The organism is Neobacillus cucumis (assembly GCF_023715505.1).
Window position 1 is genome coordinate 133,631 of the sequence record NZ_JAMBOH010000007.1, and the last position, 23,668, is coordinate 157,298.

21 protein-coding genes are annotated in these 23,668 nt (G+C 38.4%); 1 reads left to right on the forward strand and 20 read right to left on the reverse strand.

From position 1 onward, the window contains the following. Positions 1-16: 16 nt before the first annotated feature. The 5 genes from M3226_RS12660 to M3226_RS12680 all read right to left on the reverse strand — a co-directional run bounded on the left by M3226_RS12660 (position 17) and on the right by M3226_RS12680 (position 6,369). On the reverse strand, positions 17-1,564 hold the full coding sequence (locus M3226_RS12660; RefSeq protein WP_251565854.1) for an acyl CoA:acetate/3-ketoacid CoA transferase: 1,548 nt from the start codon (positions 1,562-1,564) through the stop codon (positions 17-19). 133 nt (positions 1,565-1,697) lie between these two features. Beyond that, positions 1,698-2,837 (reverse strand): acyl-CoA dehydrogenase family protein, encoded by a 1,140-nt coding sequence (locus M3226_RS12665; RefSeq protein WP_144563594.1) that lies wholly within the window; start codon positions 2,835-2,837, stop codon positions 1,698-1,700. A 17-nt stretch (positions 2,838-2,854) separates the two neighbouring features. Then, on the reverse strand, positions 2,855-4,312 hold the full coding sequence (locus tag M3226_RS12670) for an aldehyde dehydrogenase family protein (RefSeq protein WP_251565856.1): 1,458 nt from the start codon (positions 4,310-4,312) through the stop codon (positions 2,855-2,857). Between the two features lie 25 nt (positions 4,313-4,337). Beyond that, positions 4,338-5,507 carry an iron-containing alcohol dehydrogenase gene (locus M3226_RS12675; RefSeq protein ID WP_251565858.1) on the reverse strand — a complete coding sequence of 390 codons (1,170 nt, stop codon included), beginning with the start codon at positions 5,505-5,507 and terminating at the stop codon, positions 4,338-4,340. 220 nt (positions 5,508-5,727) lie between these two features. Next, positions 5,728-6,369, reverse strand: a complete 642-nt coding sequence (locus tag M3226_RS12680) for a GntR family transcriptional regulator (protein WP_251565860.1) — start codon at positions 6,367-6,369, stop codon at positions 5,728-5,730. 276 nt (positions 6,370-6,645) lie between these two features. Between M3226_RS12680 and M3226_RS12685 the strand changes: the two genes are divergently transcribed. Beyond that, positions 6,646-7,329: a GntR family transcriptional regulator gene (locus M3226_RS12685; protein ID WP_251565862.1), complete on the forward strand. Its 684-nt coding sequence runs from the start codon at positions 6,646-6,648 to the stop codon at positions 7,327-7,329. 115 nt (positions 7,330-7,444) lie between these two features. Here M3226_RS12685 and M3226_RS12690 read toward each other — a convergent pair whose 3' ends face one another. The 15 genes from M3226_RS12690 to M3226_RS12755 form a co-directional block, all read right to left on the reverse strand. After that, positions 7,445-8,734, reverse strand: coding sequence for an MFS transporter (locus tag M3226_RS12690; RefSeq protein ID WP_251565864.1), 1,290 nt, complete (start codon positions 8,732-8,734; stop codon positions 7,445-7,447). Positions 8,735-8,892: 158 nt separating this feature from the next. Beyond that, positions 8,893-9,873: an electron transfer flavoprotein subunit alpha/FixB family protein gene (locus tag M3226_RS12695; RefSeq protein ID WP_251565865.1), complete on the reverse strand. Its 981-nt coding sequence runs from the start codon at positions 9,871-9,873 to the stop codon at positions 8,893-8,895. A gap of 10 nt (positions 9,874-9,883) precedes the next feature. After that, complete coding sequence (locus M3226_RS12700; protein WP_144563609.1) at positions 9,884-10,645, reverse strand: electron transfer flavoprotein subunit beta/FixA family protein; 762 nt, start codon at positions 10,643-10,645, stop codon at positions 9,884-9,886. 419 nt (positions 10,646-11,064) lie between these two features. Continuing rightward, entirely contained in the window at positions 11,065-11,142 is a 78-nt protein-coding gene (locus M3226_RS32720) for a putative quinol monooxygenase (RefSeq protein ID WP_374110593.1), read from the reverse strand. Between the two features lie 701 nt (positions 11,143-11,843). Continuing rightward, on the reverse strand, positions 11,844-12,899 hold the full coding sequence (locus tag M3226_RS12705) for an ABC transporter permease (protein WP_251565867.1): 1,056 nt from the start codon (positions 12,897-12,899) through the stop codon (positions 11,844-11,846). Between the two features lie 26 nt (positions 12,900-12,925). Further along, positions 12,926-13,909 (reverse strand): ABC transporter permease, encoded by a 984-nt coding sequence (locus tag M3226_RS12710; RefSeq protein WP_251565869.1) that lies wholly within the window; start codon positions 13,907-13,909, stop codon positions 12,926-12,928. Positions 13,910-13,920: 11 nt separating this feature from the next. Then, positions 13,921-15,438, reverse strand: coding sequence for a sugar ABC transporter ATP-binding protein (locus tag M3226_RS12715; RefSeq protein WP_251565871.1), 1,518 nt, complete (start codon positions 15,436-15,438; stop codon positions 13,921-13,923). Positions 15,439-15,625: 187 nt separating this feature from the next. Beyond that, positions 15,626-16,858, reverse strand: a complete 1,233-nt coding sequence (locus tag M3226_RS12720; RefSeq protein ID WP_251565873.1) for a substrate-binding domain-containing protein — start codon at positions 16,856-16,858, stop codon at positions 15,626-15,628. A gap of 86 nt (positions 16,859-16,944) precedes the next feature. After that, entirely contained in the window at positions 16,945-17,850 is a 906-nt protein-coding gene (locus tag M3226_RS12725; RefSeq protein WP_251565875.1) for an alpha/beta fold hydrolase, read from the reverse strand. A gap of 242 nt (positions 17,851-18,092) precedes the next feature. Continuing rightward, on the reverse strand, positions 18,093-18,944 hold the full coding sequence (locus tag M3226_RS32490) for an AraC family transcriptional regulator (protein WP_251565876.1): 852 nt from the start codon (positions 18,942-18,944) through the stop codon (positions 18,093-18,095). A gap of 249 nt (positions 18,945-19,193) precedes the next feature. Further along, positions 19,194-19,493: a putative quinol monooxygenase gene (locus M3226_RS12735; protein ID WP_251565878.1), complete on the reverse strand. Its 300-nt coding sequence runs from the start codon at positions 19,491-19,493 to the stop codon at positions 19,194-19,196. 32 nt (positions 19,494-19,525) lie between these two features. Further along, complete coding sequence (locus tag M3226_RS12740) at positions 19,526-20,359, reverse strand: sugar phosphate isomerase/epimerase family protein (RefSeq protein ID WP_251565880.1); 834 nt, start codon at positions 20,357-20,359, stop codon at positions 19,526-19,528. A gap of 73 nt (positions 20,360-20,432) precedes the next feature. After that, positions 20,433-21,518 (reverse strand): zinc-dependent alcohol dehydrogenase, encoded by a 1,086-nt coding sequence (locus M3226_RS12745; RefSeq protein WP_251565882.1) that lies wholly within the window; start codon positions 21,516-21,518, stop codon positions 20,433-20,435. Between the two features lies 1 nt (position 21,519). Next, positions 21,520-22,344 (reverse strand): sugar phosphate isomerase/epimerase family protein, encoded by an 825-nt coding sequence (locus M3226_RS12750; protein WP_251565885.1) that lies wholly within the window; start codon positions 22,342-22,344, stop codon positions 21,520-21,522. 137 nt (positions 22,345-22,481) lie between these two features. Continuing rightward, the gene (locus M3226_RS12755) at positions 22,482-23,642 is read right to left on the reverse strand and encodes a substrate-binding domain-containing protein (RefSeq protein ID WP_251565886.1); all 1,161 of its coding nucleotides are present in this window, start codon (positions 23,640-23,642) and stop codon (positions 22,482-22,484) included. Between the last annotated feature and the right edge of the window lie 26 nt (positions 23,643-23,668).

Genomic DNA, 23,668 nt, shown 5'->3' on the forward strand with positions numbered 1-23,668 from the left:
ACCTTCTTCCATTTGCTTATTTGAATATATCTGCATCCATTTCTCTCAGGTTTGGTGAAATATTTACTTTAAAATCTATATGTGAAAGGATATCACGCTCAATATCAACCCCTGGGGCATATTCAATTAATGTGATCCCTTGGTCTTCCAATCTAAATACAGCTCGTTCCGTTAAATAGAGGACTTCCTGTTTGTTTTTCAGAGCGGCCTTCGCATTAAAAGTTAATTGCTCTACCTCAGGAATGAATTTCTTATGTTTTCCTTCATTTAATATATTGACTTTTCCTTGTTCGATCGCAACATCCAACTTGCCACTGGTGAGCGTTCCGCAGAACATAATTTTTTTCGTTTTATGGACGATGTCGATAAAACCGCCGGAGCCTCGAAAAACACCGTTAAACATACTCACGTTTACATTTCCTACACGATCGATTTGTGCAAACCCTAATAATGTAGCTGATAATCCCCCACAATGGTAAAAATCAAACACTTGGGGAGAACTTATGATAGCGGTAGGATTAATATGGGCCCCGAACACCTCTTCACCCATCGGGACACCACCGATCGCCCCGTGCTCCAAAGAGAATGTAACATCATCAAAAAATCCTTCTTCTATAGCTAACTGCGGTAAACCTACAGGAATCCCGACTCCAAGGTTAATGACATCCCCCTGCTTCAGTTCCTTGGCCGCCCTCCTTAATATCACCTTTTTGGAATTCAATGGGAGCGGCTTATATACTTGTTCTAACGGAAGTTTGATTTCGCCGGTCCAGCTTGGATCGTCCTCATCAAGCAAGCTTTGTTTTTGGTCCGGATCGATTACCACTGCATCCACCAGAATGCCAGGAATGGCTACGTCATGAGGATTCAGGGTATTGTTTGGCACTACCTGTTTCACCTGGGCAATTACAAATCCCCCACTGGCTTTGGCTGCCATGGCCATCTCCAAGCCGCTTAATGTAACAGGTTCATTTTCCAGCGTAATATTTCCGTTCTCATCCGCTGTTGAACCGCGAATAATCGCTACATGGATAGGAATGCTGGGGTAAAATAGATTCTCCTCGCCGCCAATCTCTATGACTTTTGATATATTCTCTTTGGTATGCTCATTCAGGCGTCCGCCGTCGTAGCGTGGATCCACATATGTATGCAATCCCACTTTCGTCACAAGTCCTGATTCGCCTGCAGCCATGGCCCGAATCCAATGAAAGATCGTTCCCATTGAAAAGCCATAGGCCTCGATTTCGTTTTCGCGGATCATCTCAGTAAGCCGTGGTCCTTCTTTTACATTAAAACTGCCGCTAATTAATCTTTTGAGCATTCCACGATTCGCCACATGTTCTAATCCGGTGCTGTGTGTTTTGCTCCAGCCTACTCGCACGGGTGTGATGACCGTTAAATCTCTTGGTTCTCCAGTGGAAAGGTAACGCTTCTCCAGCTCTGCCATTACTCTTTCCGGACAAAGAACAGAAATAAGGCCGCTGATTGTAATGTTTGCACCGTTTGGTATTTTGCTGACGGCTTCTTCGAAAGAGATTACCTTTGATTTCGTAGTAGTAAGCATTCTCGTTTTCCCCTTTCTAAATTTATAATTTGCTAACCTTAGTGATTTCGTATGAAGCAGCTGGGGCATCCCCCGGCTGTGCTGTGTGCACAGCCGCAGTGTTTATCGGGTCTGTCCCGGAAAAGAAAAGATTCTATTTTCGCTGGTCAAATTTTCTTCCTAATACTTCAGCAGCCAGCATCGTGCGATGAACTTGAACAGTACCTCCGGCAATGGATGCAGCCCGTACACAACGGTAATACCATTCCAAGGGATACTGTTTGGAGAATCCGTATCCACCATGAAGCTGTAAACAATCATCTGTAATCTTTTTAGCCGCCTCTGCTACATAAACTTTAGCAACACTTGCTGCATGCTTATCCGGCTTATTATTTGCTGCGGCCATACCCGCACGGTACAACAAAGTTCGTGCTGCTTCCAATTGCATAAACATGTCAGCTACCATCCATTGAATCCCTTGAAATTCGCATATTTCTTTACCAAACTGCTTCCGCTCCTGAATATATTGAACGGTTCTATCGAATGCAGCTTGGGTAATTCCTAAGGTTTGGGCAGCAAACCCTAAACGTACCCCGTTATAGACTCCCATTAGGGCTTTGAAAGCATTACGTTCCGTCAATACATTTTCTTTTGGTACTAAGGCATCATCGAAATAAAGAGCCGATTGGAATTCACCACTCATATTTTCTTCAGGAACACCTACTGTAAAGCCTGGCGTTCCGCGTTCTACTAAAATGGCGCCAATATCGGATGTCCTTCCAGTGTTTCCAAAGCGTGCATAGACAACAAACAGATCAGCTAAATGTGCCTCACTAACCCAAATCTTGGATCCATTTAATCGATAATGATCTCCTTCATCGACCGCAGTCGTTTTCATGTCTGTGGCCGCACTCCCTGCGTCAGGCTCACTCATTCCAAGTCCCACGAATAATTTCCCGGCCGTTATTTGGGGAAGGTATAATTTCTTTTGCGCCTCTGTGCCAAGGTGATTGATGAAGGAGGCGATTCCAATACTTGAGTGATATACCTGTCTCCCGCTGGTTGGACATACCTTGCACAATTCTTCTATCATTAATAGGGCATCAAATAAAGTTTGATTTAAACCGCCATACTCTTCTGGCAAAGTTATTCCCAAAAAGCCCTGTTCCGCCAACATACGGGCATTTGACCAATATTCCTCACCTTCGAGCCAATGTGTCCCCATTTGTAATTTGCGAGATGCAAAATCGCGGGCTACATCTTTCCATTCTTGATTTGTTTCTGTCATGAGCATGTTTACATCCCCTTTATTTATTTTGATGCTGAATAAACCACTTTAAGATCAGTAAAGAAATCTTTTGCAGTTACCCCAATGGAGTAAGGACCAACCGCTGAATTTTTCAAGCCGCCAAATGGAACATGGGATTCACTAATGGTTCCGTTATTGATATGTAACATCCCGGTTTGTACTTCGTTGACGAATTGTTCAGCGTACTCCATGTTATTGGTAAAGCAGGAAGCTGCAAGTCCGTATTCTACATTATTCGCTATTTCAATAGCTTCTTTAAAACTATCTACAGGAGTTACAGTTAATACTGGGCCAAAAATCTCTTCTTTAGCAATTTGCATATCAGGTGAAACATCCGTAAAAATAGTTGGTTCATAGAAGTAACCATTTTTCTGACTCTCTACCCTTTTACCACCCTGAACCAACGTTGCTCCTTCATTGACCCCTATTTGGACATACTTCTCGATTGTTTCCAAATGGTCTTTTGAAACTACCGGGCCAAATGTGGATTCAGGGTTCATTCCGTCACCAATGACGTAGGATTGACACTTATCTATTAAATGACTAACGACTTCATCTACTACCGACCGCTCTACCAAGATACGGCTAATCGAAGTACATCTCTGGCCAGTTGCTGCAAAAGCGGCACCGCAAATTTGGTTAACGGCTCCTTTTATATCATTATAGTCATAGATAATGCCGGCATTTTTGCCGCCCATTTCCAATTGGACCGGAATTAATTTTTCTGCCGCGACTTGATAAATCGACCTGCCAACACCAGTAGATCCTGTAAAGGTTACTCCCTTGACCAGCGGATGGCCGATTAGAGGTGTACCAACTTCTCTGCCAGATCCAATTACTAGATTTAAAACACCCTTAGGCAAACCGACCTTTTCAAAAATTTCGACGAATTTAGCCGCAGTTCCGACAGTTATACTTGCAGGCTTAAATACTACCGTATTTCCAGTTGCCAATGCCGGAGCTATTTTTCGAAGCGGTGTTACGATCGGGAAGTTCCATGGAGAAATTGCGGCAATAACTCCCTTTGGTACTCTTTTTGTCTTTACCTCGATACCGGTTCTTTCACTTGGGAGGGTCTGACCGTCCATTCTCGTAGCTTCTCCTGCGGTATAGCGTACTTCACTAATTGTCTTATTGATTTCCCCTAATGCCTCGTTTAACGTTTTCCCTTGTTCTTTCGTAATGATTTGAGCAATGGATTCACGTTCGGTGTATAATTGTTCAGTGAAACGATACAGCAAATCTGCGCGCTTAGGAGCCGGGGTACTGGACCAATCAGCAAATGCTCTTTGCGCCGCCTCCACGGCATGATTCGTATCTTCTACTGTTGAATTGGGTGCGATGATCACAATTTCTTCTGGATTCGCCGGATTTTCTCTTTGATATGTTTTCATATTTGATGACGGAACCCATTTACCATCAATATAGTTTTGAATTTTAATTGGAAATACGTTTGCCATGGAAACTCTCCCTTACCACTATTTTTTAAAGTGCTTTCCTCAAGATATTTTTCAAATCCTCTAAGGTAGTTACCTTTGGATTTGCTGCAGCCACGCCACTATCCAATGCTTCCTGGGCAACAATGTGAATTTCTTCTTCAGATAAGCTGACATTGTTTGCTCCGAGTGTTGGCGGAATATCTAAATCGGCAATTAGCCCTTTTACCGCGTCAACAGAGCGTAACGCTGCCTCTCTTGAGTTTAAGCCTTCGACATTCTCCCCTAGCAGAATCGCAATCTCTTTAAATTTTTCTTGATTGGAACTAGCATTGAATTCCATAACAACTGGGAGGAGGATGGAATTTGCTAAACCATGCGGAACTTTATAGCGACCACCTAATGGATGGGATAAAGCATGAACAGCGGCTACCCTTCCCCATATAAATGCTGCGCCGGCAATAGTACTAGCCAACATCATCTGTGAAGCCGCTTCCAAATTGGTGCGCTGAGCTACGAAAGGTCTAAGATACTTTGCAATCAGTCGAATAGCATGTAATCCCAGTGCTTCTGTGATTGGCTGTGCCTGATTGGACGTATAGGATTCAATAGCATGACTCAAGGCGTCCATTCCGGTAATCGCTGCAAGGCCTCTAGGAAGCGTGGTGAGCAGCTGTGGATCGAGGATCGCCGCTTTCGGATGCAAGTTCTGGCTAAGGATTCCCATTTTATATTTACGTTTCGTATCTTTCAGCACCATTGCATGGGTAACCTCAGATCCAGTTCCTGCAGTAGTTGGGATGGCTATTACATCGGGTCCGCGATTTGGAAGTTTGTTCTTTCCTTCATATTGGCCAAGATCTCCAGGATTAGCGACTGCTGCAGAGACTCCTTTTGCAGTATCAATCGAACTTCCACCGCCTATGCCGATCACAGCATCACATTGATTATCTAAGAATAATTGTTTAACGGTGTCCACCACTTCAAGTGTTGGATCCGGTTGTACCTCTTTAAAAACGGCGTATTGAATTTCTCCGCTGGTTAAAATTTTTTCCAACCGCTCTAGTAATCCGGAGTTAGCAAGTCCAGGATCTGTAACGATCATCACTTTTTGATAGTTTTCAGCCTTTAGAATGTCAGGAAGTTCATTAAGTTTTCCAACTCCGTAGTGAATTTGAGTAAGTACGCCGAACTCAAATGAATCGATAAGTAGGTTCATGATTTTCATTCCTCCATAAAATCTTTACTTATTATCGGTTATCGATAATATATTTTTAAAATAGCACCAATTTTCTGATTTGTCAAAACAATATTATCATTTATCGATAATATATAATCTAAAAAAGGGTTATATCTCCCCTGTGTTCCATGCTTCTATTAAAAAAATAACAAATTAAAAAATTATTAATCTGTACAAAGTGTTTCACTTTTAAATTTAATTAAAAACTTTTGTTTTTTTCATAGTCGACGTGTTCATGCAATGCTTTAATACAACCATTCAAATCATGTGATTTTATAGCGTTTAAGAAAGGTTCATGAATGGCAGCAACTTCAGAAAGATTGATGAAGCACGCTTGGCTTGTAAGATACCAAATTCGATTAAGTTTTGACACCAACGTCTCCCACACACTATACATGAATTTATGTTCTGCCATGTGAAATATTTTTGAATGGAAATTAATATCGGCTACTCTTAAGGAGTCCAAATCATTGGTTTCACCAGCTCGAACCATCTCAAGGTAAAAATTTTCAAGGTCCCTTAAATCTCCAGCTTTCAATCTTTCCAAACTTCTTTTGATCGCTAATTCCTCCATTATGATACGGAAACAATATAATTCCTCCGTTTCTACCATCGATATGTTTGATACAAAAGTTCCCTTATACCGAATGCTTACGACCAGGTCTTCTTCAGCCAGCTTTAATAATGCTTCTCTAACAGGGGCTTGGCTCACACCGAAATCTCTTGCTACTTCCAATTCAAGGATCCTGTCTCCCGGCCTAAGTTCTCCTTTAATGATTAAATCACGCAAAGCTTCATGAATCTGGTCAGAAAGCGATTTGTTCACAATAGATCTCTTCATAAACGCCTCCTTTTGAGTAAATTCGAAATCGAGTAATTATCGATAATATATAATCTATAATCAATATAACATTGTTATTGTAAATCGTCAAAATTTTTTTATATTTAAAAATCCTGTTTAACTAATTTATTCTCCTGGTATAAATCGTCAATTTCCTAGATCATTAGCAATTGAATAATGTAATGAATGGATATTCATTACATTATGTGGTACAATACTATAAAATTAATTTCGATTAACGATTATCGGTTATTAACAAGAAAAAGGAGGGATATTATGAAAAATTCCATTGTTAATAAAACTCTCTCAGAGCAAATTTTTGAAGCACTGCGAGAAAAAATAATTAAGGGAGAACTTCAACCTGGGGACCGTATAGTTGAATTAGAAGTGGCAAAGAACTATGGTGTCAGTCAGGCACCTGTTCGTGAAGCATTTTTAAAATTAGCTGAAGAAGATTTGGTCGTTACCCAACGAAACAAAGGCACATTTATTTCGAATTTCTCACTTGATGAAATTGATCAATTATATGATTTTCGTCTCACGGTGGAAGAATTCGCAATTAAAAGAGCTTTTGAAAGATTAACTGACGAAGATATAGAAGAACTCAAAAATTATTATAATGACATGGTTCATGCTGGAGTAAACAATGATTTAGAAAAAATTAGGATTGCAGATGAGGACTTTCACACAAAAATATATAAAACGGCAGACCATAAATTCCTGAGTAACGTTTGGGAAACCTTGTCTTCCAAACTAAGTCGAATATGGTACCTAAACAGCCAAGTGTATTTTACTGACCTGTCTGAATTAGCGAACATTCACGAACCCATATTAAGGGCTTTCCAAAACAGGGATTTGGATGGCTGTATCCATGCATTTCATGAGCATGTTAACTATGAGCGACAACAAAGAGCTTCCCTTCCTTCAAGTTCGGAAGTACAATCCAATAATCATAAATGAATTCGCAAAAAAAAAGGCCGACCTAAGTTCATAAACTTGTCGTCAGCCTTTTTTATTGGTCTGCGGTTAGTAATTAATATCTAAACGAAACTTGTTTTGAATGGGTAATTTTTAATTAAACAGTCCTAGTTTGTACAACTTCCTCTTTGGCCGCTTCTGATTGTAACGGTTTTACAAAAAAGGCGACTGCCAGCGCACCAATTACACCCAAGCCTCCCGCTAGGAGGAAAGCACTTGTAAAATGTCCAGTAAATTGGACAATAAATCCGGTGACTGCTGGACCTATAATTCCTGAAATATTTGCCAGCCCATGTACAAAGCCACTGACTCCTCCAACCTTTTCACCGCGAACTACATCCTGAATAATCGACCAATAAATTGGTGCAGTTAAGTATGTGAAGCCAACACCAAATGCCATAAATATAACAATACTGGTTACAGATGAAGCGATTCCTGCTAAACCAACACATATAGCTGCGCCTATCAGAAAAGTAACTAACACCAATTTTCTTGAAAACATGAGTTTCCCTGTTTTTTTGAATATATAATCTGTCAGCATCCCCCCGCCAATCAATCCAATCGCGCCAGAAGTCCAAGGTATCATGGTTACAACACTCATTTTCATTATACTCAAGCCTTTAGACATAGTCAGATAACTTGGAAACCAGGTCAAGAAGAAAAAGATGATGTAGTTATAAGCAAAGAAGGATACTGCCATTACTAATATAGTAGGTTGTTTAAGATAATAAGATAATGGAAGGCTCTCTGAAGATGACGTATTTCCTTGCATTTGTCCATCTCTAATCACTTTAAGTTCATCTTTGCTCACTTTTGGATGCTCTTCCGGCTTGTCCGTGACTGTTTTGATCCAGAGAAGCGTCCATAACAACCCGATCAAAGTAATGACTACAAAGGACCACTCCCAACCGAACTTCAGTGCAATAAAGCCTACTATCGGTCCCGAAAGAGCACCACCAATTGGAAGACCTGCTTGATTGATGCCAACCGCACGCGCCCTTTCCTTAATTGGAAACCAATTGTTAACGGCTTTATTTGCAGTTGACGAAAAAGGACCTTCACCTACACCGAACATTAAACGGACAATAAATAAAGAGATAAAGTTGAAAGCAGTCGCTGTTAAACCACAAAAAATCGACCAGACCACCATAGATGTACCAAAAACTTTCCTTGGTCCGAAAACATCCGAAAAATATCCGCCTATGAAGTTAAACAATGCATATCCAATGAAGAAACTACTTAGAATTAGTCCCATTTCTGCAGGCTCTAGGTGAAATCGCTTTGATATAAAGGGCATGGCTACGGATAAAGCACTACGATCAATATAATTTATAATCGCGGCAAGAAAGAGCATAAAGACAATATACCATCTGAAATTCCGAAACATACGAACCCATCCCCTATTAGGTAATTTATACAAACATGGTCATGTGTGTCTTTGGTGTGTCTTTGCTTAAGTTGAAACAGGAACTTCATTTTGAAGCGTTTTCATTTATGGAAAGAATAAGAAATAAAGCACTTCTTTTTCTATAAAAATATAATCAACTATTTGACTTGACTTAATAAAATTTTGGAAAATTCATTGGTCAATTGTGGGACGATCTCGAACAAGTCTCCTACGATTCCATAGTCAGCCACTTCAAAAATTGGGGCCTCAGGGTCTTTATTTATTGCAACAATAAATTTGGAGTTGGAAATGCCCGCAACATGCTGGATTGCACCAGAAATTCCACATGCAATGTATAAATCAGGCGTTACAACTTTACCGGTCTGACCAATTTGTAACGAATAATCACAGTAATCTGCATCGCAAGCTCCACGTGATGCACCAACAGCCCCTTTTAATACATCTGCTAATTCTTGTAAAACTTTAAAACCTTCGGCACTTTTTACTCCTCTCCCGCCTGCAACAATCACCTTGGCTTCCGTTAAATCAACTTTTTCAGCCGCCCTTCGAACGATCTCTTTGATTAGCAGAGTAAGGGCAGGTTTCTCAACTGTATACGGAATAGTTGACGCCTCAGAACCATACCGGATAGGTGTTATATTATTAGGACGTATGGTCAAAAATATCGGAACACTATTAAACTTTTTCTTTTCAAATAGTTTCCCAGAATAAATAGAGCGTGTAACCACAATTTTATCACTGGCATCCAAATTTATGTCGATACAATCACTAGCCAAACCAATTTCTAATCTTGCCGCTGCCCGTGGAGCAAGGTCTCTGCCGTTTCCAGTATGCCCCATAACAATAACATCAGGTTGAGTTTCTTGAATAATTTTAACTACAGCATGAGTATATAATTCAGGATGGTATTCATCATAATCGGAATCTTCAATTATATATACCTGCCCAGCACCATATTGTGAAAGCAAATCCACTTGTTTTGCAGAATGGGTTCCAAAAACGGCGGAAATTACCTCCCCTCTCCCAGCAACTTGCTTCGCAGCAGTTAGGGCTTCAAGGGAAACATTTCGGATTTTCGATCCTTTCATTTCTCCGATAACGAGAACTTTTCTGTCCATAATTTACCTCCTAAAATATTTTAGCTTCTTCAAAGAGGAGCTTGACCAATTTTTGGCTAGCTACACTTGGCTCTCCCTCTATTCTGGTGCAAGCTTTACGTTTCTTGGGTTTATATCTTTCTACGACATTTGTTTTTTTAGATATATCCACGCTCTTTTCAATTAGATCGGATACATCTAAATGCTCCAGTGATTTGCGTTTTGCCTTCATTATATTCGGCAAAGACGGATATCTAGGTTCATTAAGCCCTTGCTGACAAGTAACTAGAACAGGTAATGGAGTTTCAACTTTATAGGTTTCACCTTCCACATCTCGCTCCGCCAATACCCTTTGATTCTCGATTTGTAGTTTGACAACGGAGGTAATGTGGGGAATTGAAAGCTCTTCCGCAACCCGTACACCAACTTGGCCTGCACCATTATCTATGGATTGATTCCCAGTTAAGATAAAATCAAAATTTTTATCTTTTACGTATGCAGCTATGACTTTGGAGATGATAAATTCATCACTTTCTACATCTTCAATTAAAACAGCATGATCAGCCCCCATTGCCAGTCCATGACGTAAAGCACTTTCAGACCTTTCCTTTCCAATTGTTAGAACGATGACTTCTCCCCCGTGCTCCTCTTTTAATCGAAGTGCCTCTTCAATGGCATATTCATCATATGGATTAACAATCCATTGACTTGTTTCTTCGACTATTTCTCCTTCTTTAAGTTCAATTTTTTCTTCTGTATCAAAAGTTTGTTTAATACAGACCAATAGTTTCATGGAAACACACCCTTCTTCTACTTTTTATTATAGATTATAGATTATATATTATCGATTATATATAGATTATCATACGGCTCATTATTTGTCAAAATATTATTCCTATTCTGTCAAAAACTATCCTACTTTTTCCCTCACCCCGTATTCCGCTCGCTATCAAGTTATTAAAAAAGAGGCTTCAGAATTTGAGCCTCTTTTAACAGATGGTGATATTTTCCAATCTTTAAATAGACTTTGGCGTTACTTGGTGCTAAACAAGTTTTCACGCATCTAATGCATACATTTTCCTTTGCATTAGGGGGGATGACCATCTTATTTTTCAGTTGCTTCGAATTGTTGCACTTGGATTGGTGCGCTTAATAGTCCTGGGGCGGCATTGACAAAGTTTTGAAAATGAGCGGTTCCCTGATGGACGTCAATTACTCTTGATCCTGCCACTTTTCTACAAACACAAAAGTGTTAGGCTGTTCTGGATTTTCGTAATATTGATAGCTAATATTACCGTCTAAATTAGGAAAATATTAAGACCATGGATTGGCCAGTGACCCCTTTGGTCTCAGGCTTTTCCCTTTACTGGGAATGGATTTTTAACACATTAGACCTAAATTTTATTCCTTCAAGAGAAAATAACGGAAAGTTTTAAAAATTCCAAAGAACATAACCCTTCGTATTACACTTGCAACTCTCCTATTTTGCAGGTTGTTCATAATTTAGCCATACAACCTTCTGAAACATTTTTTGAAAATTTGGCATATGTCGTGTTTGAATTTATTGTTTCCTATTCTTCTACTTGTGTTATTTTCCCTTTTGCAATCAACTACATATTATTATTAATAATTTTTCAAGCTGCTAATTTTTGTATTACTATGTTGTTAATACCACAAAAAAAGTTCTAACTTTTCCGTTTTACGGGAAAATTAGAACCATAAAACTTTTGACACTCCCCCCTAGGGTATCAGGACATGAAAAAAAAAGTAGTCCCCAATAATTCATAAAAACAATTATGAAATTAACTCATTTAAAATATAAATGCTCTAATCTTTCCTTTTAAACTTATAAAATTCAGATTATTTTGTTTTCATTTTTTTGAACTTGCCAAGCTGTTCCCTGTGAGTTAGATCGAAATAATTTGGATTTTCGTTTCGGATTATAGCTGCAATTTCTTTTACCAGAATGATTGGAACTTACTTAAAGAATATTAATTTGAAGATCTATGATGCTGTTCACTTTGTGTTGACGGTATTCCACCAAATTTTTTTTTGAATACTAAATTTTTCATATTTTTCCTAAAAAGACTGCCTCCTTCAAGGTAACCAATTATCAATACACTGATAATTGTAATACCATTCACTAAATAAAGGATCCATTGATCAATCCCCAGAATTAAGAATCCATTTGAAATCAATGTTAGGAAAAAAGCGCCGAGTAACGTACCGATAATATTGCCTCTTCCTCCGGTTAGTGATGTACCACCCAACACAACCGCGGCAATAACTGTCATCATTGAATTGGTAATCATCATGGGTGATGCATTAGATGCCAATCCAACACCCAATATTCCACCTGCTCCTGAAAATAATCCAGCCAATCCAAAAGTAATAATGTATGCAGTTTTGATTTTTATTCCTGAAAAGAATGCAGCATTTTTATTCTCACCAACAAAACTGATATTACGTCCAAATTTCGTTTTATGTAGAATAAAATAACTAATAAACAGGAAAACAATCATCCAAACGGCCATCAAAGGAAAGAGACCTAAAGAACCACTAATAACTGAAAGTATCTGTTCGTTAGATACAACTTTTGTAGTCTGATCTGAAATAATATAGGCTATACCCGAGACAATCATTGATATGGCCATGGTGATAATGATACCTGGCAAATCCGTATAAGATACGATTAATCCACTGATGATGCCAACGCAAAGTCCTGTAATCAAAGCAATCAGGATAATCAAATATGGATTTAAGCCTATATTTAATAGAAATGGAATCATACATCCTGCCAAGGCAGGTACACTAGCTATACTTAAATCAATTTCACCCATAGTCAGTATAAAGGTCAGACCAAACCCAATTACTGCAATAATTGACATTGATCTTAATATAGAAACGATATTTCTTGTAGAAAAAAAGCCATCTGCAAATATTGAAAATAGTAAAAAAATGACAATAGTGCTTATTAAGACCACATTATTCTTTGAAAATACGATTCGAATGATACTTTTTTGATCAGGCAAGTTGTTTTCCGTCATAAACTCAAGTTCCTCCTTTTCGTACTTCAGGATCTTTCCATCTCAAACTTTCGTTTCTGGTTCAAACTACTGATAGATAAAACAATGATTATAACAATACCTGCAATAATACCCCCAGTCCAGGCATTGACTGAAAGTCTGAAAAGGCCATAGGATATACAACCGACAAAAAAGGCTCCTAGGAATGCTCCCTTAATACTACCTTTACCTCCCTGGATGGATGTACCACCTATAATAGCAGCAACAATCGCACTCAGTGTATACGATTCACCCTCACCAGGCGTTGCAAAGGTAGACCTTGATACCATTATCATTGCCGCAAAAAAAATAAAAACTGCGTTTATAATGAAAGTAATGATGATGGTTTTATTTACATTAATACCATAAAGAATGGCTGCATTACGATTATCCCCTACACACTGGATGTTTCTCCCTATTTGAGTTCTGTTCATAAGAATGATTGCAGCAAAAAACATGATAGCAATCCACATAATAACGACAGGAATCATATATGGACCAAAATTTATTTGACCACCAAAAATATTCAACAATGCTTTATCTTCCACTTTGATTGGGTTGTTATTCGCGATGATTCGGGATAATCCCATTGCGATACCATTCACACCTAATGTAGCGATGAAACTCGGGATTTTCACTATAACAGTCAGGACAGCACTGATGAGACAGAGTAAAACGGTAATGAGAAACCCGATGATTGAAGCTGACAGCATTGAAAATTGGCTCTGAAGCAGGACCGCAATAACGACCGTTGGAACTGATAGTAACGAACCAACGGATATGTCCCATTCACCAGCAGTTAACATAAAAGTCTGCCCAAAAGATAAGATCATAATGATTGCTACGGTTTCAATAATTGTAGTAAATGAAGAAAATGCCAGAAAACCAGGTGAGGCAATAGAAAAAATGATAACAGCGACCAAAATACTAATTATCAATAATAAAGCTTGCGATCCTGTGATCCGATTCATTTGTTTTTTTAAACCGTACATTAATATTCCCCCTAACCGACACTAAGTTCGATAATCAAATTGCGATTTTCCTCGCAGGCATCAACTTCATTAGTAATTTGTCCGTTTCTCAATATAATCGCTCTATTACAAACTTCAATGATATCATCGATCTCAGAAGTGACTATGATGATAGAAGTGCCAAGCCTAGCCTTTTGGAGAAGAGTTTCCTTGATTTCCTCTTTAGATCCGATATCAATCCCTTCTGTTGGTTCATAAACGATTAGTAGATCCGGATCAATTGACATGCATCTACTAACAAGAACCTTTTGAATATTCCCCCCGCTCAATTGATGTATCTTATCTTTAAAAGAAGAAATTCCGCGCACATTGTAGTCCTTTACCATTTCAGTTGCAAACGATTGGTCATTCTTCTGATTAAGAATAAAACTTGATTTGTGGAAATTTTGTTTTAACAAAATGAAATTTTCCAAGATTGACTTTTGCTTGAACACTGTCTTTTCACCTCGGTTGGGTAAATAAACAATGCCATTTTTCAGGGAATCGACCGGGGATTTAATCGATATTTTTTTATTTTTATACCTTATTTCACCACTTTTTATCAGATTGTATGCACCAAAAATTGTCTCCATTAATAGAGCTTGGCCCTGGTTTCGAAGACCATATATCCCAACAATTTCACCCTTTTTCAAATCGAAGGAAATATTTCTAAGACTATTATTCTTAGTAGTTACATTGGTTACGGAATAAATAACATCACTAGACGGAGTTGCTTTATCCACTTGGTTGATAGTTACATGTTTACCGACTATTAAGTCTATTAGTGCTTCTGATGTCAATTCACTAGTTTTAGCAACGGTAATAAGTTTTCCTGCTCTCAATATGGTCACAGTATCTGTCAATTCCATCATTTCAGAGATAATATGAGAAATAAATATAATACCAATTCCCCGTTTGGCCAGGTCACGAATTATTTTAAACAATTCAATACGTTCATGTTGAGCCAACCCCGCCGTCGTTTCATCAAATACAATGACCTTTGCTCCTGCATCAAGACATCTGACAATTTGAATTAACCTCTGAGTTACAGAGTCAAGCGTCCCCGCTTTGGTTTTGGGGTCAATATCAACATTAAAATATTCTTTCATCAACAGCCTGGCTTTTTGATTATTGCTTTCATCATGTACGAGCCCAGCTTTTGAAGAATAATCATTCCTTCCGATAAAAATATTATCAGAAACACTCAACTGTTTTGAAATTGTAATTTCCTGAGGTATAACATAATAGCCTTTTTCATATGCATCTCTAGGAGAATGCAAGAGGGCCTCTTTATTTTCAAAAAAAATCTGACCAGAATCGGAAGGAATGAAACCGCCCATAATTTTACATAACACACTTTTTCCTGCACCGTTATGCCCAGCTAGAGCCATTATTTCGCCCTTGTGTAAACAAAATGAAACATTGTCAAGTACTTGCATCGTTCCAAAACGTTTGGAAATATTTTCTAATTTTATCAACTCTAAATTTTCGAAGGTATCTGTTGAATTCATAATTGGCCCCCAGACTTGTGTTTATTAGAATTAATCTGTTTTAAATAAAATGGATTCCTCGAATACTTTTAATCCATGAAAGTAGTTTTTTGATAAATATGGATCTATCAATATATTTATTAGAGGGTGACAATTAGTTTCATTTATGCCACCCTCCATTTGCCTCATTTATTATTTGATTTGATAATTACCATTGATCAGTCAGGCTTGTAATATCCTTTGGAATTTTATAGCTTGAAGGAACTGACTTTTTATAAACGGATTTAATATTGAAATGAGTCGCAATCGGCTCAGGTGTTGAAGCGATAAAGCCAGGAGTTTTATCAGGATATAGTAATTTATAAACGTACTGATAAACAGAGTCTCTGCCAACATTGTACCAAGGCTGGGCAACAAGAGCATTGGCCATGCCATTTATTTCACTAGCCATTGGAACAGCAGTTGTATCATCAAGATCAATGAAGATCACACGAATGTCATCTTTTGTATATCCCATTTCTTTTACAACCTGAAGGGCCTGATTGCCAGCCGGATTGGACCAGTCAACCAAAAGAACCTTAATATCAGGATTTTTAGACAGAAGACTGCGGGTTACACCAGCCGTATCATCCGGAGCAGAATACCATGCCTTATGAACCTTAATGTCTGGGTAATTTTTCAAGACGTTGTCCCAACCATTGTACCTTAACTGACAGGTTAAAAGAGAGCCATTATGTCCGTTGACAAAGCCAACCGTACCGATGCTCCCATCAGTCTTTCCAAGAAGCTTAACCGCAGCTTTTGCAGTCATTTGACCTGCCTTATAAGCATCAACATCCGCAACACCGACGAAGTTCTTGTCTTTCCAGTCAACACCATAAGGTGCAGTACTCATGTAAGCAACCGGGATTTTCTTCTGAATCTGCAACAGCACTCTACTCTGAGATGCAGCATCCATTGGCAGCGTAAACAAAGCATCATATTTTTCTGTAACTGGCAGAATTTTCTGATAATCTGCGAGTTGGTTTTCGGTTTTTTGATCTGTCGCATACCAGGTATCTTTAATAGTGATTCCAAACTTTTTGGCTGCCTCTTCAATACCAGCATTCATCCATTTATACGTATCGCCATTTGCACCAAATTCAACCGCTACTTTTAAATTCATCGCTTTGATTTTTGCAATATCTTCATCAGAAAGTTGGATTTTATCATAGGTCACGCCAGTGATTCCCTCTGCCATGGTTTTATCTTTATAAACAGCAGTTCCCAGGTCCTTTGATATATCCTGTACGTCATCTTTCGTTAATTCATGGAATCCACCTTTGGAGTCCGAAGCACCTGAAGATGCTGTATTTTTATTGCCCGAACAGGCAACCAATGATATTGTCAATAGTAAAGATAATAAAGTAATGTTAAATTTCTTGAACCTAAAGTTCCTCACCCTAGTACCCCCTTTATCAAGTTTAAATGCACCATGATCCATCACTTTTATAGTAGTTGTTGGGAGGATCATGGTGCATTCTTGTTTTAATTAGTTACAACTTCATGAGAGGTCATGAATTCTAGGAGCATATCTGCCAACTCCTGTGGACGTTCCAATGAGAGACTATGCCCGCAATCAAGGATTTTGCAGGTAACATCATCAGACACACGCTGCATCTGGCGATGTACTTCCTCAGCAATAAAGTGTTTGCTTCCGATAGCCATGACAGGCATTTCCAATTTCTTTTCACTCATTCTTTTTGTATATTCCATATTTTCGAAAGTCCTGCGATAAACTTCGAAAATTGGGCGCAATCCTTCAGGACCAGAGCTGCAACGGACTATCTCATCTACAACATCATCATCAAGTGCGGTCGGATCATTACATTCTCCCTTTGACCAATTCCCCCAGAACTCCCTCTCCTTGCCAGCAATCAGAAACTCTGGAAAACCAGGAACATGGAAGAATACGATATGCCACAACCAGTGGGTTGAATTGACATTCTCCTTAGTGAGGTAAGCCCAATCCTCCAGACCATAGCCAGGAAGCAGCATTTCGCAATAGCTCAGCTTTTTGACCTTCTTTGGATAAGAGGCAGCTATTGCATAAGCAAATGCAGCTCCCCAATCTTCACCATGAAGAAAGAAACTTTCGAACCCAAGATGCTCCATCAGCTCAACACAGTCTTTAGCGATATTTTCCATTTCATAGCCTAGTGCAGGTTTGGCCGAATCTCCAAAACCCCTGACATCAGGAACAACTACTGTATAGTACTGGGATAGGATGGGTACCAGCTTGTGATAAAAGAAAGATGTTTTAGGAACACCATGAAGTAGTAGGAGCGGTTCGCCTTGACCTGCGATCATGTAGTGTAACCTAACTCCGTTTACGATAGCTTTCGCATGTTGGACTGGTTCTCCTTTGTAGTCAAATGTTTTCTTTGTGCTCATGTTTTTCTTTTCCCCTTTCGATGAAACAATAATTATTACTACATTTTCTATAGTACAGGGAATATAAATAATAGAAAATTAATAAAATTGCGAATAAAAATACATATTATTGTTAACGCTTTCTAAGTAAAAGCTGCATTTTTTCATGAAACAAAAATAGCCTCTCCATTGGTATGGAAAGACTAGCTGCGAGAAATAAGTTTTACAGACAGAAGAAATTCAAATAGATGTAATCCATTACATCAAGTGTTAGTTTTCCCTTTACTTTTGGAAAAATCAGAACTAGATGTAATAATCCTTCTGTATTTACCTGGCGGGTTACCTGTTAATTTTTTAAATAGAAGATTAAAATAATTTGGATTCTCATAACCAATGATAGATGCGATTTCTCTTACAGATAGATTAGATTGCTTAAGTAATCGTTTTGCTTCTTCTATACGGCAATAAATCATGTATTGTATGGGAGGCACTCCCATTTCTTCCTTGAAAACATGAGCTAAATGGTAGGGGCTTACATAAACTAGATTAGCTAAATCGTTTAATGTCAGCTCTTGTCTAAAATTTTCTTCTATATATTTCTTTACCTCAAGGCAGACTGGAGAAAAGGAATGATGATCGGAATCTTTCAAGAGACGAGTAATTTTAATAATAACCGCTTGTAATATTGAAGAGATAACGTCTTGATATCCAGCATGTTTCGTCCGATATTCCCTTAAAATATCTTTTAAGTAGTTATCAATCTCCTTTTTTTCATCTTGCAAATGAATAATAGGAAGATCATTAGAATGGGTTAAACAACCTTTATCATTACCATTAATATGCAGATTCGAAACACAGATATAAATCCCTTTGAGAGGATTGTCTGTACAAGATTTACCTTCGATATGACTAAATGGGGGAATAAATATAAGGTCTCCTTCTTGTCCGATAAAAGGTTTTTCTTCAAAGATAAACTCTCCACACCCCTGTTGAATATACACAATCTCTGTATAATTAGGATCGGAATGTTTTTTAATCCAATTTGGACTGATTTCTTTTATTCCTTTAATATTGATAAACCGGGGAGTATTTATTAGGACTGAAGATTTTCTCACGCCGTATGTCCCCTTTCATTATAAATAGCATTCTAAGTAATCCATTTTTGACCAAAGGTACACTCCGACTGCTTTATTTGATAAATAAGGAGCTTTTACAGTAAAAGAGGCTCTAGAAATCGAGCCTCTTTATTATTACAGCTGGTTGTTTATTTTACGGCACCTTGAATAGATTTTTGGTGATTTTAATTACCATGTATCTAATACATTTTCTTTCGTTACTAATAACGCAAGGACAGCTACTAAGAGTTAGGCACCTTTTATTTCGCTTACATCGAAAAGTTGTACTTGGATTGGTTCACTTAATAGTCCAGGGACGATATTAACGAAGGTTTGAAAATGGGCGGTCGCTTCGTGAACACCAATCGTCGCTTGATCCTTCCACTTTTCCACAAATACAAAGGTATTAGGCTGTTTTGGATTTTCAAAATATTCATAACTAATATTACCTTCTTCTGCTTGAGATCGTTCCGCTACTAGGTTAGCCTGATCCAGGAATACTTGACGTTGTTGTGGTTCCACTTTAAAGTACGCATGAATAATAATCATCTATAAATTCCACCTTTTATACTTAATATCTTTTATGATAGTGCCTCAACAATTTCCTTCATATGTTTAATAGATTGCTTTGTGAAGTCATCAAAAACATTAGCTTCCCCTTGAAGGCCTGAAGCCACATAAGGATTTGACACGGCAGGTAGGAACTCCATCGTAATATAACCCTTATAACCAAGTTCTTTAAGCAGGGAAATCACTGGTGCAAAATTCGTTTGTCCTAGTCCAGCTGCCTCCCTTGTATTATCAGCGATGTGGACATGGGCAAGATAACGTGAAATCTTCATTATCGAATCCCTCATATCTCGTTCCTCTATGCTCATGTGGAACAGATCCGCCATAATCCCTACACCTTCTACATTCACTTCCTCCACAAAACGTAAGGCTAAGGTGAGGTTATTAACTAAGTAGGTTTCATAACGATTTAATGCTTCAATGGCTATGGTGATTCCTTGTTCCTTTGCATACAGCCCCGCCTCTTTCACACTTTGAATGGCATTATTCCATTCTTCCTCAAGCGTCGTTTCTGGGCTAAGTTTACCAACACAAGTAGGAACGACAATTAGGGTTGATGCGTGTAAAGTCTTCGCTAAATCAACCGACCTTTTCACATATTCGACTGCCTTTTTTCTAATTTCGTCGTTTGATGAGGAAAGATCCCTTTCAGGGGTAAAAATTCCACAAATAGAACTGCATTCAAGTTCATACTTTTTTAAGAGTTCTTTCGTTTCCTTAATATCAATGGTATACGGCTCGCCAGCGATTTCGACTCCTTGATAACCATATTTCTTCAACCTTTTTAAGCTATCTTCTAAACTTTCATTTCCGAATATCCATTGTGTGGCACTATATTTGAACATTGAATTCACCTCTTAGATAATGAAAAAATCAGAGTTCCCATACAAACCGTCGAGAACTCTGTCTACCTGTATATTAATCTGAGATTTTAACTACAGTTTTAAGGATATCCTTATTATGCTCTGCCGTTTCAATTCCGTGTTTCACATCTGCAAATTCAAAATGATTTGTGAAGATTGGAGTTGGATCAAAACGCTTGCTTGCAATTAAATCAATCGCTTTAGAGAAGGTATCATATGTTCCTGCATAGGAGGAAACAATGGTTAATTCACGGCTGTAAATTTCAAATGGACTTACAGGAATTGTTACATCTGCAGGGGCTGCTCCAAATACCAGTATTTTTCCGCCTTTTCTCACTAATTTAAACGTTTGCGCGTAAGTATAGGCAGAACCTACCGCTTCAATAACAACGTCAGCACCGCGTCCGTCTGTTAATCTTTTAACAGCTTCTACCGGGTCTTCTTCACCTGCATTGATGACATAATCAACACCAATATTTTTAGCTGATTCAATTCTCGCAGGATTTAGTTCGGAAAGGATTACTTTACTAGCACCTTTCAATTTTGCAAGTAAGGCATGAGCGATACCCATTGGACCTCCGCCAATAATCGCGACTGTTTCACCGTATTGGACATTAACTTTATCCTGACCGCTGATTGCACATGCTAATGGCTCAATATAGGCTCCATGGATCCAAGACATAGAATCTGGCAACTTATGAATATTACTCTCTGGAACTCTTACAAATTCAGCAAATGCTCCGTTAATGTGTACCCCTAATTGAGTAATTTTTTCACAATGCAATTTTTGACCATGGCGGCAGTAATAGCATGTACCACAAGCAATATTGATATCTGCTGTCACGCGGTCTCCTGGCTGTACAAAGCTCACTTTAGAACCAACCTTTGCCACTTCACCGGAAAATTCATGACCTAAGATAAGTGGAAGCTTTGCAGGAAAACGCCCTTCATAAATGTGCGGGTCAGTACCACATACTGCTGTATACTTTACTTTTATCAATACATCTTTATCCCCAAGTTCAGGAACTGGTACTTCTTCTAATCTTAAATCCTCTTTACCATATAACACAGCAGCTTTCATTACTTTTTGATCAAACCCTGCTTCTAAATTTTCATTGTTTACTACTGTTTCTTGTGCCATTTTATTTTTCCTCCTTAAAAAGGTTTTTTAGGAAAGTAATTGACTCTTTAGTGTATTGATCATAAAACTCTTCGCATCTAGTGCCATTAAAAGGATCGGCAAACGGAGGCAATAGCTCCATCGTTAAATAACCGCTATAGTTAATATCACGTAAAGCCTGAGCGATTGGCTCAAAATCGATATGACCACGGCCTGGTGCCGCTCGATTACTATCAGCGATGTGAAGGTGATATAATTTATCTCCAACCATTCTGATTGTGTCGGCAATATCGACTTCTTCAATATTCATATGATAGGTATCACCCATCACACCTACGCTTGGAAGATTCACACGATTGACCAGCTCAAGTGCTTGCTCCAATCGATTGATTAGATAGTTTTCATAACGGTTCCATGCTTCTACCGTTAAACAAACCCCATGTTCTCCCGCAAAAATACCAGCTTCCCGTATTCCTTCCTCAGCCCATTTCAATTCTGTTTCTCGATCCGCCTCTCCATAAATTTTCATACAAGCAGTTGGAGTCAGGGAGATTCCTTTTGCACCGATTTTGCTGGCAAAATCAACGCAGCTTTTTAAATACTCGACTGCATTTCTTCTAATATTTTCTTTACTAGAAACTAAATCTCTTTCAGCGTTATAAATGGCACAAATAGTGGAAGCTTCAATATTATATTTTTCCAATAATCCTTTAATGCGGTCTGTATCCATTTGCTCTGGCTCGCCTACAAATTCCACACCGTTATAACCATATTTAGCGAGTCTAGCAATACTAGTTTCAATATCTTCTCCTGCATATACTAGCGTGTTGTAAGAGTACTTAATCATTTGAACATCTCCTTATCACTATTTTGTCTATGTACACTTCCTCTGGATTTTAAATAGGGGCCGCATGTAAAAGCGGCCACTATTTAACTTCTTTTCTAGGAAGTTTGTAATCTCTTTTCTGACTGGTTAAGCGATGACTATTTTGCTGCCTTTTGAATAACTTCTGGGGCATCTTGACGATAAGCCATTTTCCAAACCTTTAAGACGTTTTCCTTTGTAACTTTCATCGATGGAACAACATAGTATGGATCTAATTGTTTGCCAAGTAATGAATATCCGGCAACAAGAGCTTGCGCAGCTCCGTTTTCATATGGTAACTGTGCTCCAAGACCTTTTACATTCCCTCCAGAAGCAATTTGAAGCGCCACGTTCGTTCCTAAATCAACTGTAGTGATAACTAAATCATTTTTCCCTGCTGTACGAGCTGCAGCAAGTGTTCCTTCCGCTGGTACATCCCAAATCGCAAAAATCCCATCTAAATCTTTGTGTTTTGTTAACATACCTGAGGCTACTTTTTCAGCATCGTTAGGAGTGATAATTCCACCATGGGCAACAATTTTAATATTTGGATATTTTTCTTTAATGGTTTTCTCAAATGCTTCTTTACGTTGGTTATTTACAAAGAAATTAACATCGTGGAAAATAACACCGATTTTCCCTTTTCCTTTTAGTTCATCACCCATAATTTCACCGGCAAAGATACCGTTTCCATAGTTATCTGATGAAACAACGCTGACATAATCTTTTCCAGCTTTGAACCCTTTTGGTACGTTATCCATGAAGACTAGTTTTACACCGGCTTCCGCAGCCTTTTTAAAAGCGGGAGCAGTAGCAACAGGATCAACCGGCAGAGCTACGATAACATCTGGCTTTTTAGCCATGATGGTTTCGATATCTGAAATTTGTTTTTCAGGCTTGAATTGGGCATCCGTAACGGCCACAACTTTGATGCCCATTTTTTCAAAAGTGTCTTTTACACCATTGATGATGGCAGTTGAGAAATCATTTCCTGCATAGTGCATGGAAATAGCGGCTTTGAATTTACCTTCTTTAATTTTCTTTACGTCCTCTTCAGACAATTGCAAAGTTGCTGCAGGTGTGGCTGTTTCTCCATTTGGACCTGTACTTAAAATTTTCTGATTGCTTGGTATTTCAGGGTTAATGGTAAGAGGATAGGTAACTTTTACTGATGCTTCTTTTTGCTTACCTGAAGCAGTTGAACTTTGTTTTCCACACCCAATAAGAGCCAAACTGCTAATTAAGAGTATCGTTACGATTAGTAAAGTAAGTTTTTTCATAGTAACCCCCAATAATAGATTTAGAT

What these genes read in the sequence shown, in the direction of transcription:
- M3226_RS12660 (WP_251565854.1), bottom strand. Translation starts at nt 1,564, where the DNA reads ATGCTTACTACTACGAAATCAAAGGTAATCTCTTTCGAAGAAGCCGTC.
- M3226_RS12665 (WP_144563594.1), bottom strand. Translation starts at nt 2,837, where the DNA reads ATGCTCATGACAGAAACAAATCAAGAATGGAAAGATGTAGCCCGCGAT.
- M3226_RS12670 (WP_251565856.1), bottom strand. Translation starts at nt 4,312, where the DNA reads ATGGCAAACGTATTTCCAATTAAAATTCAAAACTATATTGATGGTAAA.
- M3226_RS12675 (WP_251565858.1), bottom strand. Translation starts at nt 5,507, where the DNA reads ATGAACCTACTTATCGATTCATTTGAGTTCGGCGTACTTACTCAAATT.
- M3226_RS12680 (WP_251565860.1), bottom strand. Translation starts at nt 6,369, where the DNA reads ATGAAGAGATCTATTGTGAACAAATCGCTTTCTGACCAGATTCATGAA.
- M3226_RS12685 (WP_251565862.1), top strand. Translation starts at nt 6,646, where the DNA reads ATGAAAAATTCCATTGTTAATAAAACTCTCTCAGAGCAAATTTTTGAA.
- M3226_RS12690 (WP_251565864.1), bottom strand. Translation starts at nt 8,734, where the DNA reads ATGTTTCGGAATTTCAGATGGTATATTGTCTTTATGCTCTTTCTTGCC.
- M3226_RS12695 (WP_251565865.1), bottom strand. Translation starts at nt 9,873, where the DNA reads ATGGACAGAAAAGTTCTCGTTATCGGAGAAATGAAAGGATCGAAAATC.
- M3226_RS12700 (WP_144563609.1), bottom strand. Translation starts at nt 10,645, where the DNA reads ATGAAACTATTGGTCTGTATTAAACAAACTTTTGATACAGAAGAAAAA.
- M3226_RS12705 (WP_251565867.1), bottom strand. Translation starts at nt 12,899, where the DNA reads ATGACGGAAAACAACTTGCCTGATCAAAAAAGTATCATTCGAATCGTA.
- M3226_RS12710 (WP_251565869.1), bottom strand. Translation starts at nt 13,909, where the DNA reads ATGTACGGTTTAAAAAAACAAATGAATCGGATCACAGGATCGCAAGCT.
- M3226_RS12715 (WP_251565871.1), bottom strand. Translation starts at nt 15,438, where the DNA reads ATGAATTCAACAGATACCTTCGAAAATTTAGAGTTGATAAAATTAGAA.
- M3226_RS12725 (WP_251565875.1), bottom strand. Translation starts at nt 17,850, where the DNA reads ATGAGCACAAAGAAAACATTTGACTACAAAGGAGAACCAGTCCAACAT.
- M3226_RS12735 (WP_251565878.1), bottom strand. Translation starts at nt 19,493, where the DNA reads ATGATTATTATTCATGCGTACTTTAAAGTGGAACCACAACAACGTCAA.
- M3226_RS12740 (WP_251565880.1), bottom strand. Translation starts at nt 20,359, where the DNA reads ATGTTCAAATATAGTGCCACACAATGGATATTCGGAAATGAAAGTTTA.
- M3226_RS12745 (WP_251565882.1), bottom strand. Translation starts at nt 21,518, where the DNA reads ATGGCACAAGAAACAGTAGTAAACAATGAAAATTTAGAAGCAGGGTTT.
- M3226_RS12750 (WP_251565885.1), bottom strand. Translation starts at nt 22,344, where the DNA reads ATGATTAAGTACTCTTACAACACGCTAGTATATGCAGGAGAAGATATT.
- M3226_RS12755 (WP_251565886.1), bottom strand. Translation starts at nt 23,642, where the DNA reads ATGAAAAAACTTACTTTACTAATCGTAACGATACTCTTAATTAGCAGT.